Annotated in this window: 12 protein-coding genes and 1 pseudogene; 8 read left to right on the plus strand and 5 right to left on the minus strand. The window is 41.1% G+C overall.

Annotated elements, in window-relative coordinates; all coding sequences use genetic code 11:
- Positions 1–6: 6 nt before the first annotated feature.
- On the plus strand, positions 7–852 hold the full coding sequence (gene tauD / locus IEV36_RS11515) for a taurine dioxygenase (protein WP_005256675.1): 846 nt from the start codon (positions 7–9) through the stop codon (positions 850–852).
- Between the two features lie 351 nt (positions 853–1,203).
- Here the strand turns inward: tauD and IEV36_RS11520 are convergent.
- A pseudogene (locus IEV36_RS11520) lies at positions 1,204–2,297 on the minus strand (AraC family transcriptional regulator).
- Positions 2,298–2,361: 64 nt separating this feature from the next.
- Between IEV36_RS11520 and IEV36_RS11525 the strand changes: the two are divergent.
- The 3 genes from IEV36_RS11525 (at position 2,362) to IEV36_RS11535 (ending at position 6,736) form a co-directional block, all read left to right on the plus strand.
- Positions 2,362–4,110 carry a neutral/alkaline non-lysosomal ceramidase N-terminal domain-containing protein gene (locus tag IEV36_RS11525; protein ID WP_005256678.1) on the plus strand — a complete coding sequence of 583 codons (1,749 nt, stop codon included), beginning with the start codon at positions 2,362–2,364 and terminating at the stop codon, positions 4,108–4,110.
- The gene (locus IEV36_RS11530) at positions 4,107–5,399 is read left to right on the plus strand and encodes a D-arabinono-1,4-lactone oxidase (protein WP_005256680.1); all 1,293 of its coding nucleotides are present in this window, start codon (positions 4,107–4,109) and stop codon (positions 5,397–5,399) included. Before IEV36_RS11525 ends, IEV36_RS11530 begins: the two co-directional genes overlap by 4 nt.
- Before the next feature lie 173 nt (positions 5,400–5,572).
- Complete coding sequence (locus tag IEV36_RS11535) at positions 5,573–6,736, plus strand: alanine racemase (protein WP_005256683.1); 1,164 nt, start codon at positions 5,573–5,575, stop codon at positions 6,734–6,736.
- 52 nt (positions 6,737–6,788) lie between these two features.
- Here IEV36_RS11535 and IEV36_RS11540 read toward each other — a convergent pair whose 3' ends face one another.
- The 3 genes from IEV36_RS11540 to IEV36_RS11550 all read right to left on the minus strand — a co-directional run bounded on the left by IEV36_RS11540 (position 6,789) and on the right by IEV36_RS11550 (position 9,235).
- Positions 6,789–7,154: a hypothetical protein gene (locus tag IEV36_RS11540; RefSeq protein WP_005256685.1), complete on the minus strand. Its 366-nt coding sequence runs from the start codon at positions 7,152–7,154 to the stop codon at positions 6,789–6,791.
- A gap of 137 nt (positions 7,155–7,291) precedes the next feature.
- Positions 7,292–8,533, minus strand: a complete 1,242-nt coding sequence (locus tag IEV36_RS11545) for an OmpP1/FadL family transporter (protein WP_005256687.1) — start codon at positions 8,531–8,533, stop codon at positions 7,292–7,294.
- 261 nt (positions 8,534–8,794) lie between these two features.
- Positions 8,795–9,235, minus strand: a complete 441-nt coding sequence (locus IEV36_RS11550) for a universal stress protein (protein WP_004771257.1) — start codon at positions 9,233–9,235, stop codon at positions 8,795–8,797.
- A 246-nt stretch (positions 9,236–9,481) separates the two neighbouring features.
- Between IEV36_RS11550 and IEV36_RS11555 the strand changes: the two genes are divergently transcribed.
- Together IEV36_RS11555 and IEV36_RS11560 are read left to right on the plus strand one after the other, a co-directional pair.
- Entirely contained in the window at positions 9,482–9,772 is a 291-nt protein-coding gene (locus IEV36_RS11555) for a hypothetical protein (protein ID WP_005256688.1), read from the plus strand.
- A 107-nt stretch (positions 9,773–9,879) separates the two neighbouring features.
- Positions 9,880–10,371, plus strand: coding sequence for a DUF2505 domain-containing protein (locus tag IEV36_RS11560; RefSeq protein ID WP_005256690.1), 492 nt, complete (start codon positions 9,880–9,882; stop codon positions 10,369–10,371).
- A 51-nt stretch (positions 10,372–10,422) separates the two neighbouring features.
- Here IEV36_RS11560 and IEV36_RS11565 read toward each other — a convergent pair whose 3' ends face one another.
- Positions 10,423–10,626: a hypothetical protein gene (locus IEV36_RS11565; protein ID WP_005256693.1), complete on the minus strand. Its 204-nt coding sequence runs from the start codon at positions 10,624–10,626 to the stop codon at positions 10,423–10,425.
- 132 nt (positions 10,627–10,758) lie between these two features.
- Here IEV36_RS11565 and def point away from each other — a divergent pair, with 132 nt between their 5' ends.
- Positions 10,759–11,241 (plus strand): peptide deformylase, encoded by a 483-nt coding sequence (gene def, locus IEV36_RS11570; RefSeq protein WP_004771264.1) that lies wholly within the window; start codon positions 10,759–10,761, stop codon positions 11,239–11,241.
- Positions 11,242–11,388: 147 nt separating this feature from the next.
- Positions 11,389–12,666 (plus strand): glutaminase, encoded by a 1,278-nt coding sequence (locus IEV36_RS11575; RefSeq protein WP_005256694.1) that lies wholly within the window; start codon positions 11,389–11,391, stop codon positions 12,664–12,666.
- Positions 12,667–12,706: the final 40 nt, after the last annotated feature.

The following is a 12,706-nucleotide window of genomic DNA, read 5'->3' on the forward strand; positions in this document are numbered from 1 at the left end:
TTAGAGATGACGTTAAATATTGAAATGATTAAACCAACAATCGGTGCAATTATTCACGATGTTGATTTAAACACGGCTGATGAACATACCACACAACAAATTCAACAAGCATTGCTTGATCATCATGTCATTTTCTTTCGCAATCAGCAGCTAGCACCACACGCGCAAGCTGAATTGGCACGTAGTTTTGGTTCTTTGCATATTCATCCGATCTATCCATCAGTTGCCAATGTACCTGAAATCATTGTACTGGACAGCTGGAAACAGGATTTACGTGACAATGAGCTTTGGCATACCGATGTGACCTTTAGCCAGAAGCCGCCATTGGGCTGTGTATTGCAAGCGATTAAAATCCCACCTGTAGGTGGTGATACGTTATGGTCGAGTGGGGCTGCTGCATTTGCTGCACTTGATCAAGATTTGCAGCAGAAGTTAAAGGGCTTAACCGCAACGCATGATATTCGTCAATCTTTCCCGATTGAGCGTTTTGCACATAATGATGTTGAGCGTCAAAAGCTAGAAGAAACGTTTAAGCGTAATCCACCTGTTGTTCATCCTGTGGTGAGAACGCACCCAGTTACAGGTCAGCCGATTTTGTTCGTGAGCGAAGGGTTCACCACGCGTATTAATGAGCTGGATGAGACTGAAAGCGCTGAGTTGTTGCAGTATCTATTTGCACATGCCACCAATGAGCAGTTCCATTTGCGTTGGCAATGGCAAGCGGGTGATGTGGCGATTTGGGATAATCGTTGTACGCAGCATAAGGCTTTATTTGATTATGGTGATGCGCATCGAATTATGCATCGTGCTACGATTAATGGTGATGTGCCGTTTTATCAAGCAGCAAGTTAATATTTAGTTTTGATAAAAAGCTTTGGGAAAATCCTGAGATTTTTTATTTTATAGTTTGATCCTTTCGGTTTTATTTTATAATTTGATCGCTTCGGTGGAATCTTACAGAGATCTCATCCTATTTTAGGATTTGCCTTCGGCTGGAGTTACTTTTTTGAAAAAGTAACCAAAAACTTTGTCATCCACAAAACCTGTTTACTTCCAACATCTCTTTAAATTAATCGCAGAAATAGCATTTGATTAATCTCACGCAGGTTGTGGATGACGTGTAGCACCAGTGATTCCAGAGAGAAGTTCTTTATACAATGGTGGATAGCACCAATTAATTAATCCAGAATTTTCAAAGTATATTTAATTAAGATGAGCCTCTTGTTTATAAACCGAAGGGGCTTGTCCTGTCCAACGTTTAAAGGCACGTCGGAATTCACGTAATTCACTAAAACCCAATTGCAGGCTAATCTCACTCATGGACAGGTTCTGTTCAATAAGCTGCTTGGCCTTACGTTCCAGTACATTTTGTCGAATTTTTTGAAAACTCAGTCCTTCCAATAATAATTGCCGTCTTAGATGACGTTCACTAATACGTAAATGCTCAGCAGCATGTTGCATCTCGAAACGTTCAGGTAACTGCTGTTCAATCAAATGATGGAGTAAATGCACATAACTGACCTGATTGAGCTGATCAATTTCTTTTAGGGCCTGCTCACAGATTTGGATGGCAGTTGCATAGTTGGCTGGGCTGTAATTCTTTAAGCCACGTTGCAACATGCTGGTATTAAAGCGGATGATATTTTTAGAACTGTTAAATTGAATCGGACAGCCAAAGATATTTTTATATTGTTCTTGATATTGGTTAGGGAAATAGCTGAGTTCAAGACTAATCACATCATCATGATCGCCCAGCATCGCGTTTAAACAGGTGATGATGCTGCTAAATAATTCATCGTGGAAAAAAGCTTTCAGATCATCACAGGGATGAGACTCAATCACTTCCAGCTCACAGGCATCCGCTTGGAGACTAAAGTTGAGGTTGAGCACGCTGCCAGAAATACGATGGTAACGCAGCGCAATGTCTAAAGCATCGGCCACGGTTTTGCATGATTGCATGGCAAAACCTAAAATTCCCATTGAAATCAAACCTTCACTACTGCCAAGTTTTAAGCCGAGGTCGGGTTGTTGATAGGCTGCAATGGCCTGACGTACAACCTCACAAAGCTGGGGAAAACGAACCACGCCTTGGGTTTGCTGAATTTGAGCGATATCCAGACCAGAGTCTTGAAACCAGGCGGCATATTCCCAATGCTGTTGTTCAGCGTAGTGGATCAGACTGGCTAAAATCGTGGGTGGAATAAACTGTTGTTGGTCATTTTTATAGATGCTGTGTTTAGGCATAAGTCCGTTTTGCCCCCCAAGAAAAGTTCCTTTAACCCTGTTGGGTATCGCATAATTTTGATTAACTTTCAACAGGCTTAAGACAGCTAGAAAAAGAATTTTAAAAGGAAAGCACCAATGTATCAGGTGGGTAGGGATAAAAAGGAAATTAAAATAACGCCTAAAGGCTATGCCATGTTTGGTTATGGGCAATGGTCTCATCGTGCTTATGAGCAACGTACAGCTTTATATGCCCGAAGTGTGAGTATTGTCGATCAATACCACAATCGACTGCTGATCTGTTGTCTGGATTTAGGCTGTATTACCCATGCCATGCGTAGCCAAACAGTCGCGCAATTAACTGAACGATTAGGCTCAACATTTGATGAAAATCAATTGGTGTTAACAGCAACGCATACCCATTCAGGGCCAGGCGGTTGTGCGCATGAAGCTTTGTATAATCTGCCGACACCGGGTTTTGTACCTGAACATTTAAATGCAATTGTTGAAGCGATTGTACTGAGCATTGAACATGCGATTGCCGTAGAACAACCCACGGAAGTTTTTACCAGCACACAGCATTTTCCCGAACAGATACCTGTCGCATGGAATCGTTCAATTAAAGCCTATAATCGAAATCTAGAGGTAAGACTACATTCCGGAGCTGAAACGCATTTGGCTCTAAATCGGGAAATGCAGCTGATAGGTTTTTACCGCGAGCAGAAATTACAGTCCTTTATTTCTTTCTTTGGTGTACATGCCACCTGTTTGGGAAATACCTTAAAAGCATATGATGGTGATAATAAAGGTTATGCGGCTGCATTTTCAGAGCAGGCTTTAATCCAACAAGGCATCCAAAATCCTGTAGCAATTTTTGCCCAAGCCACAGCAGGGGATGTATCGCCGCATTTTCATGGTAAAGATCAGCTCAAACTTCGTCATCAGATTAAAGGTGAGCAGGAGTATCAATACGCACAACAAAATGGACGTTATCAAAGTGAATTGGCTTTGACAGCTTTACAGCAGGATATTTCTAAAAATCTGGAAAAAGTTGAAGGCAAGATTGATGCCGTTTTGTCCTATGTCGATCTGAGTAATATTGAAATCCCTGTAGATCTAGCAAATGGGCAGCATAATGCAAAAACCAGCCAACCTTGTCATGGCACGGCATTTTTTGCAGGCACACCTGTCGATGGTTTAGGTGCACCCAAACCATTCATTATGGGGATGCAATTTTTAGCGGATCAACTGCGTAAACACAGACTTAAAAATCCTGATTCAGCAGATTTTATTGCCAATCAGCAGTTGTATGCTTCACAAGGACCAAAGCAGATTGTATTGGAAGCAGGCGCTAAAAAGATTTTAGGCCAGCCGATTGGCTTTCCACCCAGTATTCTTGATCCATTGATTGCCGAGATGAATCGACAAGTTAAAGCGGGGGCGATTCAAGACAGTCCTTTAGTGCCGAGCGTTGTTCCCTTACAAATTGTGCGATTAGGGTCTTTGGCACTGATATGTTGTCCGGGAGAATTTACTACGATTGCAGGGCAACGTGTTATCGCTACAGTGAAACAGACGGTTGCTGCACAGACTTCAATTGAAAAAGTTTGGTTCGCTTCATACTGCAATGATTATATGGGTTATGTCACCACCTATGAGGAATATCAAGAACAGGCCTATGAGGGCGGACATACCTTATTCGGGCAATGGACTTTAGCTGCCTGTCAAAGCAAATTCAAAGATTTAGCAGAACAATTATTATTAGAAAAACATAAACGTCATTACGATGAAATGACACGTCCACAACCCATTCCAAAACAAGAACTCGCAAAACGTACGAATCATGGCAACTTAAAAACTGCCGTCAGCCAAGGAGAGGCAGTATGAGTGATCTAAAACAAGGGATTTGGGCAAATTGGTCTGGTTTTCAAAAAGCCAAGCCGCAACATATTCTTCGACCTGCCCATATTCAAGAACTACAGAACATTGTGCGAGAACATCAAAAAATACGGGTAGTGGGTGCAGGACATTCATTTACACCGTTGGTCTGTACCGATGCCACCTTATTGTCTCTGGATCGTATTGCAGGGATTGCATCGACTGATGTTGATCGATGTCAAAGTAGTATCTATGCAGGCACACGTTTATATGACTTAGACCAACACTTAAAACAGCAGCAAATTGACCAAGCCCTGATGAATCAGGGGGATATTGATCAGCAAAGTCTAGCAGGAGCGGTGTCTACAGGGACACATGGCACAGGGGCAGATTTGCATTGTATTTCGGCCTATGTTGAAGCTTTTGAGTTACTGACAGCTTCAGGTGAAATCCTAAAATGCAGTCGTACTGAACATCCTGAAATTTTTGCAGCTGGGCGGGTGTCTTTGGGGAGTTTGGGGATATTGACTCAGATCACCATGCAAAATCGTCCGCGTTATAAATTAAAAGAACATATTGAACTTTGTCCTGTAGAGGACATGATGCAGCATATTCAGCAATGGAAGCATCAGCATCGGCATATTGAATGTTTTGTATTTTCCTATGAAAAGCAGTTGATGCTGAAAACTCTGGATGAGACGGATGAAGAGATTTTGCCACGGAAGGAGAATTTCCCTTCTGATGATACCTTACTGACTTTATGTTCTGAGCTAACCAAAAACTTTCCTTCATTAAATCCGTATTTACAGAAGCTTTTGGGAATCTTTGTTAAACCGACGACCTATGTGGATTGGTCGAGCTCAATCTTCCCAACGCCTCGTAATACCAAGTTCAATGAAATGGAATATCAGATTCCTGTTGATCGTGGAATTGAATGTTTGGATGAAGTATTGCGTGCTTTAAGAGCCAATAAGGTTGCGACTTTTTTTCCGCTCGAATTTCGCTTTGTGAAGGGAGATGATATTTGGCTCAGTCCTTTTTATCAGCAGGATTCGATTTCGATCTCGGTGCATCAATACCATAAACAAGATCCGCGTTTGATTTTTGATGTGGTTGAACCGATCTTGCAGAAATATCAGGGTCGTCCGCATTGGGGTAAAATGCATCATATGACCACGACCCAGCTTCGTGCTTTATATCCAAAGTGGGATGATTTTATGGCTTTACGTCAGCAGCTTGACCCAGAAGCTAAGTTTTTAAATCCCTATCTGGAAAAGTTGTTTTTAGATGAGTTTTAACTTGGGTTTGATTTAAATGTTTATTTAATTTATTGAAAAAAATTAACTTAACGGAGTCTTGCCGAGTTTTTATCCATTTTAGGATAAGCCTGCGGCTCGCCTTACTTTGGTTTCGCCCTGAGAAGCGTACCAAATTGTATGTAAATTTTCTTGGATTGAAAAAAGGTATCGCCATGTTGGATCATTATTTTAAGCAACTCAATCTCGACCTGAAAAAACAGGGGATTGCTACACCGCAACTGATCGTCGATGAAGCGGCTTTAAAACAAAATATCCAGCATGTTCAAATTCGTCTTGCTCATGCCAAACACTTAAAAGCACGCTTGGTAGTAAAGTCTTTAGCCAGTCTAGATTTACTCAAGGTGTTATCTGAACAGATCAATACACAACGCTTTATGGTGTTCCATCAACCGCATATTATTTCAATCTTAGAAAATTTTGCCGAAGCTGATATCCTGTTAGGCAAACCGATGCCTGCCCAAGCGGTTCGTCAATTTTTTGAACAGCATGCAGAATGGTCAAATGCCAATATTCAGTGGTTGATTGATACCAAACAACGCTTACAGCAATATCTTGAGATTGCTCAGCTTTATTCTCTGTGTCTGCATGTGAATATTGAGATTGATGTTGGTTTACATCGTGGTGGGGTGCAATCGACAGCACAATTGGCTGAAATATTAAAGCTGATTCAACAATATCCGCAGTATTTAAAACTTTCTGGTTTGATGGGCTATGATGCGCATGTCAGTAAAATTCCTGCCATCATTAAAAAACCTGAACTGGCTTATCAAAGTTCGCAACAGACCTATGCCACTTACCAAAAGTTAATCCAAAATCATTTTCCGATGCTCTGGAATGATGAGCTTTGTTTTAATGGCGGCGGCAGTCCGACCTTTAGCTTTCATACCACTCAAAGTGTCTGCAATGATTTGTCTTTTGGTTCAATGTTGCTCAAACCGAGTGATTTTGACAGCGATTTTTTACAAGCCTTACAACCTGCCTTATGGATTGCAGCACCTGTGTTAAAAGTCCTGCCATTTACCAAGCTTCCTTCGATGTCTTTATTGGATAAATTGCCACATAAATGCAAAGCGTTGTTTATTTATGGCGGCTATTGGCTGGCTGATTATGTCTATCCTGCTCAAGCGCATACGCATGCGTTGTATGGGCGTAGCAGTAATCAGGAGTTGGTCAATGTGCCGAGGAATTGTTATATTCAGGTCGATGATTTTGTGTTTTTAAGACCGACGCAGAGTGAAGCGATTATATCTCAGTTTTCCAAGCTAAAGCTGTATAGCAAACATGCTTTTGAGACATGGCAAACTTTTAGTGAGTAATCTAGCTTTGTGCTGCGATATTCGACCAAAAGTTTGCTAGAGCGTGAGCGTCTTAAAATAAATCTGTTAAATGACAGCTTTTGGCTTCAGTCAGATTTTCAATCGAATCCACCAGTAAAATATTGGTGTCATTTTCACTTTTATAAGCGGCAATGACTTCTGCATAAATCGGTTGTTTAAGTTTTTTGGCTTTTGACAGGAAATTGGAGATGACTTTTTCATTTGTCCAATCAGCATCTTTGAGAACATATTCATTTGCTGCAATATCACAACGCGTCAAAATGGCTTTTTTATCTTTTATGCTTAAGGTGCCAATAAAAATATCCATACTTTCTTTGGGATCAGTCGAATTGGCAAAAGCTGCTACAGGCAGGAATAGGCTCAATATAAACAAAAAGCTAAGTGATGTTTTTTTCATTGGTTTTTCCTAGAGATCAAATGGGTTATAAGAATAATGCTGCTGAGATTCTAATCTAATCCGTGTATTTGATACTAGGAGATAGCCAGGTAGGAACAAGACTTAAAGCACTGTTCCTACTCGGATGAATTTACTGTCTAAAAGCGATAACCAATTTTCAAACCATAACCGATCGCACTGTTATCTTTAAAGTCGGCTTGTTCAGCAATCGGTTTTATGCCGGCCACAGGAATGTAATAAGTGCCATCTTCGGCAACGACATCACCGAGCCAGAAGTACTTGATCCCGCCCGCAATAAAGTAGTTGGGTGCTGGATTAAATTGAACACCTATACCTAAGCCCCATGATCCTTGCGTTGGATTCAGAGTGGAGGCAGGATCGCCTGTGCCAGAGTCCCAACTCACTTCCGTAGATGCACTCCATTTTTCGCTAAACTGATGTCCAATACCCACATTCGCCATCCACTGATCTTTTTGATAGCTGTCCAAATCAAAACCACCTGTGTATGTACCTTCACTGATTAGGCCTGTCAGATATTCTGTCACTGCGCCAAACTGGGTTGGGCGAATATGGAAATCTTTCCAGTTGACCCAGCGGACATTGGCATAGGCGAGCGTGTCTTTATACACACCTGTTTGAAAATCAAGACTCACCGATTGTGGCGTACTGATTTTGGTTTTACTTGGTGTTGTCACTTCTAAAGGCTGACCAAACATGGTTTCGGTAACTTGCATGTCGTGGTCGATCTTGGAACGATAGGTGACTGCGGCTTTTAAGGCAATATCTGGGATTTGATAACTCAGACCCGCCAGCCAGCCGACAGCATGATCCTGTTTAAACTTGGCATCATAACCATTAAAGGCTTCGCTATAAGAATTCCCCCGCAGTGCCACATCGCCTTTGACGGATTGATAAACAGCACCACCATACAGTTGAAAATTGCTAAATGGACTAACCCCAAAAATCATACTGATGCTTTCGGTGTCGACATTGACTGAGGTACCTTGTTGGGTAAATTCATTGTCCGAAAAGGTATTATTGGACTGCATCGGATAAGTAATGTCCGCACCAAAAGGCTGGTCATAGAGCAGACCAAAGCTGATTCGGTCGGTGAGTTGTAGCTTGAGCGCGGCAGCATAATATTGAAAACTATTGCCCATATTGCCTGAGTTCAGATTCTGCGGATCATTGACCAGTTCTGGGCGATTACGGATTTTCCCTGAAATATCTGGATCTACCGCGGTCGCACTCACTTCAACATAATTGCCATTTTCCAGAAAAGCTAGAATGGATTGGCCTGATTGATCCAGTGCAGCAGCATGGTTCGCTGTACTGGCAAAAAGGGCACACAGGCCGATTAAAATTGGATTGCGTTTCATATTGATCATCCTTGGAAAACCGTGTCTTATTTTTAGCGCTGATATTTTTATTAACGGTCATTTTTTCTATTAGCAGTAAATTGATTTCACTCAATATTTAAAATAGAAAATCAATGTCCATGCAGGTAGTGAAGCATCTTTTCAAGGCATGGAATAGGGTTGTAAATGTTCAGGATGGGGGGATTAACGGTCAAAAGGTTTTGATCTAGACAAGAAAAAACCTTGTGATAAGGCACAAGGTTTTTTGGGAAAACTTACAGATTATTGTTTGATGATCAGCACTGGAATATGCGATTCAGTCAAAACGGCACGGGCTACGCTTCCTAGCAATAGGCGTTTCACGCCAGTACGTCCATGTGAACCCATCACAATTAAATCTGCACCGACTTCATCGGCAACGAAAAGAATGCCTTCACTGGCTGAACCATGATGAATTTTGGTGTTAACCTCAATACCATCCCGGACAAAAGATTGGGAAATATCCTGTAGTTGGGTTTTTGCATGCGCTTCGGCCTGCATAAAATAATCGGTAACCGCAGGTGCAAATTGATAAAAATCAACACCAACAAAAGGATCAACCACAACCACACTGAGGATGGTTACCTTTGCTCCTGATAATTTTGCTAAAGAAAGTGCATGCTCAACCGCTGCATAGGAAATTGGAGAATCATCAACAGGTACTAATATATTTTGATATGACATCTTATATTACTCCTTTATGGTTATAAAAAATGAAAGCATAAGATGTTGATAACATATTGAGTCTAGGTGAGCAAATCAGCATCGTTTGAAAAGTGATGATAAAACTGAAAATAATCTAGAAAAACAGGGGATTCCCCCGCAAAATAGAGCGATAAGAAAATCACTGTATTTTTGTAATTCAGCTTAAGATGAACTTGAGATTCAACGAGAAAATTTGAGCGTTATTTAAATGAATAAGGAAGTGTTGTGTTACTGAGTCTAGATGCTTTTAAGCAAAAAAAATTTGACCAGATGGCAGCCAAAATCATGGCTGATCCAGACATGTATCTGGATTTTGATTCGGTTTCAGATTTTTATAAAGCGGCATGGTTAGATGAGTTTCCGCAAGGCACGATATGGTCAGCCACTGGACTGGATGATGGTGCTGAGCAATTTTATGCGGTGATTGAATATGGAGATCACTATTTGTATATCAGCCGAACAGAACGCGTTACGGTCAAATTAGGCATGCGTCATCATTACAATAAAAATAACTAATCCGAGCAGTCATCCATTTTTGCCTGATCAGATTTTGAGATGTAAATGCGAATGCTATACTTTTGCGCAATGATGAAATCCTAATAAAACGAAATGGAAATTTAAAAATGGCACATCAATTTACGGTGAGTGAAACAATTCATGGTGTTTCAATTGAGGACTTTTCACGACTGGTGGCGGATACTTCATTGCATGAAGCAGTGTGCAAACGTATTCCTGGGGAAAATCTGGAAATTATTGAATCTGCGGTCAATGGTGATATTTATACCTTACGCCGTGAATACAATCTGGATGTGAATATTCCAGATGTGGCAAAAAAATTATTAAAAAATGCATTCCGCTTAAAACGTTCTGACATCACACATTTGAAAAACTTAACCTCTACGGTTGAGTTGGGGGCGAACTTGCCTTTGGAAGCGAAAGGTGAGCGTAGCGTGACAGGCGATAGCGAAAAAGTGAATATCTCTTTAACGTGGACGGTTAAAGTGAAAGTGCCGTTGATTGGCGGTATGTTAGAGAAACATGCTGAAGGTGAAATCCGTAAATTCAGCAATCTTGAAATCGAAATTGTTGCAGATGAATTAAAGAAACATCTCTAATTTCTAATTTTCAATGCATAGAAAACTCTCCATTTGGGGAGTTTTTTGTTTTTAGAAACGTAAGAAATAGGGAAGGATTGAAAGAATTATTCCAATAATGCTGATCATCGCCGTGCTATCAATAAAATAGGTAAACAGCATTAAGACCAAGCCACAGACCAACGGCACCGTCATTTTCTGTTTTTTTCCATACAGGAAATAGCCTAAGCCAATCGAGCTAAAGATGACACTTAGAAATAGTTGAGTCGCATTCATTGAGGGTTGTCATCGTTATTTTTTTCGCAAATATATTATGACAATATTCTTAAATGAAAATTATGGTAACTCGATAAAATATCCAATACGATATTCTTCACTATTTGGTCAAAACAATTATAAGGGCGTGGGATGAGTGTAATTCTACCTGTAGCACAACGTGGTGAAGAAATTTTAAAAATTAAAGCGGCGGCAGTCGCGAACGGGGAATTCAACAGTGAATGGTTATTGCAACTGGCATCTGCCATGCATGCGACCATGCTTGAGCGCAATGGCGTCGGGATTGCAGCGCCACAAGTCTATATTTCAAAGCGTTTAATTATTGTGGCTTCTCGGCCGAATCCACGTTATCCCGATGCACCTGAAATGGATGCGGTGGTGATGGTCAATCCTGAGATTTTAGAATTTTCTCAAACCACCTGTTTGGGTGAGGAAGGCTGTCTCAGTGTGCCAAATGAACGTGGACAAGTTGAACGCGCGCAAGCAATTAAAGTCCGTTATTACACCTTACAGGGTGAAGTCATTGAAACCACTTTTGAAGGCTTTCCTGCACGCATTGTTCAGCATGAAGTCGATCATCTGGATGGGATTCTATTTGTTGAACGATTGAATTAATTTCTCTAACCAATGACAAATTGGTTTTAATTCCAGTCTTGTATCGTGCTCTTAAATCATTACAAAAGCTATAATTTTTATATGATCGGTACTCTGTACTATAGATTTATCTGAATAAAACTTGAAAAGCTTAAAGGCTAGATGACCATGAAAACTCCTCTTCCTGATTATTTGGCACATGTGATCGATGCCTGTGATACTGATAACAGAGGAAATCTCGCCGATTATATTCCTGAGTTAGCCAATGCCAATCCCAACCGACTGGCGCTGGCATTGTCTACTGTTGATGGTGAAATCTATTCTGTTGGCGATGATGAAATTGAATTCACCATTCAGTCAATGTCTAAACCATTCACGTATGCCTATGTGCTTCAACAGCTTGGCATTGATGCGGTATTAGAAAAAGTCGGCGTTGAACCTTCGGGTGAGGCCTTTAATGAAATTTCATTGGGGAAAGATCGCCGTCCTAAAAATCCGATGATTAATTCGGGTGCCATCACTACACATTCTTTGATCCCACCAAAAGAAGATGTATCTGGCGCAGAAATTTTACGTCAGTTTATGAGTGAGCTGGCTGGACGTGAACTGCAATTTGATGATGCGGTATATGAATCTGAGGTGAAAACCGCTTACCGTAATCTCTCGATTGGTTATATGTTGCGAACCGTAGGGATTTTAGAGTCCAATCCTGTTGATATTGTGAATGGTTATATTCGCCAGTGTGCGATCTTGGTGACGGTTAAAGATCTGGTACGGATGGGAAGTGTTTTTGCCAATGGCGGGGTCGATCCTAAAACTGGAAAACGCTTATTGAATCGTGCGGTGGTACGTCAAGTCCTGAGCGTGATGATGAGCTGTGGTATGTACGATGCAGCGGGGGACTGGCTCACAACAGTGGGCATTCCTGCTAAAAGTGGAGTTGCTGGTGGAATCTTGGGGGTGTTGCCGGGTCAGGTCAGCATAGCGGCTTTTTCTCCTCGACTCGATGAACATGGCAATAGTGTACGTGGCATCGATATCATGGAAAGACTCTCTCGTGACATGGGCTTGCATTTGATGGAAGGCACACCTTCCGCACAAACGATTGTGCAGAGTCATTATCGAACTGGTAAAGATGCATCTTTGAGTGTGTATGTGCTTCGTGGTGTTTTGAAATTTACTGAAGCGGAAATGTTGTTACGGACATTGCAATGTGAGCCAGACGATAACAGTAGTATCGTGATTGATTTGTCCCAGATTTCCCTGATTCATGATGTCGGAAAACGTATGTTTTTAGAAGGGATTGATCGCTTGATTGATGATGGTCATAGTTTGCTGTTGGTTGATCCTGAGCAGCGTTTGGATAACGCGCGAACGCATAAAGATCGCGTGTTGCATGTTTATCAGAATCTTGAAGATTTAATTGAGAAGCATAAAGAGTTGTAAGTGCAAAGAGACTATATTGAAATGATGTAGGTTCTAAATT

The organism is Acinetobacter vivianii, from assembly GCF_014635885.1.
Taxonomy (GTDB): domain Bacteria; phylum Pseudomonadota; class Gammaproteobacteria; order Pseudomonadales; family Moraxellaceae; genus Acinetobacter; species Acinetobacter vivianii.

Excerpts from the sequence above, each read along its gene's own strand:
- IEV36_RS11550 (WP_004771257.1), bottom strand. The coding sequence starts at position 9,235 with ATGTCATATCAAAATATATTAGTACCTGTTGATGATTCTCCAATTTCC.
- IEV36_RS11575 (WP_005256694.1), top strand. The coding sequence starts at position 11,389 with ATGAAAACTCCTCTTCCTGATTATTTGGCACATGTGATCGATGCCTGT.
- def (WP_004771264.1), top strand. The coding sequence starts at position 10,759 with ATGAGTGTAATTCTACCTGTAGCACAACGTGGTGAAGAAATTTTAAAA.
- tauD (WP_005256675.1), top strand. The coding sequence starts at position 7 with ATGACGTTAAATATTGAAATGATTAAACCAACAATCGGTGCAATTATT.
- IEV36_RS11530 (WP_005256680.1), top strand. The coding sequence starts at position 4,107 with ATGAGTGATCTAAAACAAGGGATTTGGGCAAATTGGTCTGGTTTTCAA.
- IEV36_RS11540 (WP_005256685.1), bottom strand. The coding sequence starts at position 7,154 with ATGAAAAAAACATCACTTAGCTTTTTGTTTATATTGAGCCTATTCCTG.
- IEV36_RS11535 (WP_005256683.1), top strand. The coding sequence starts at position 5,573 with ATGTTGGATCATTATTTTAAGCAACTCAATCTCGACCTGAAAAAACAG.
- IEV36_RS11560 (WP_005256690.1), top strand. The coding sequence starts at position 9,880 with ATGGCACATCAATTTACGGTGAGTGAAACAATTCATGGTGTTTCAATT.
- IEV36_RS11545 (WP_005256687.1), bottom strand. The coding sequence starts at position 8,533 with ATGAAACGCAATCCAATTTTAATCGGCCTGTGTGCCCTTTTTGCCAGT.
- IEV36_RS11525 (WP_005256678.1), top strand. The coding sequence starts at position 2,362 with ATGTATCAGGTGGGTAGGGATAAAAAGGAAATTAAAATAACGCCTAAA.
- IEV36_RS11565 (WP_005256693.1), bottom strand. The coding sequence starts at position 10,626 with ATGAATGCGACTCAACTATTTCTAAGTGTCATCTTTAGCTCGATTGGC.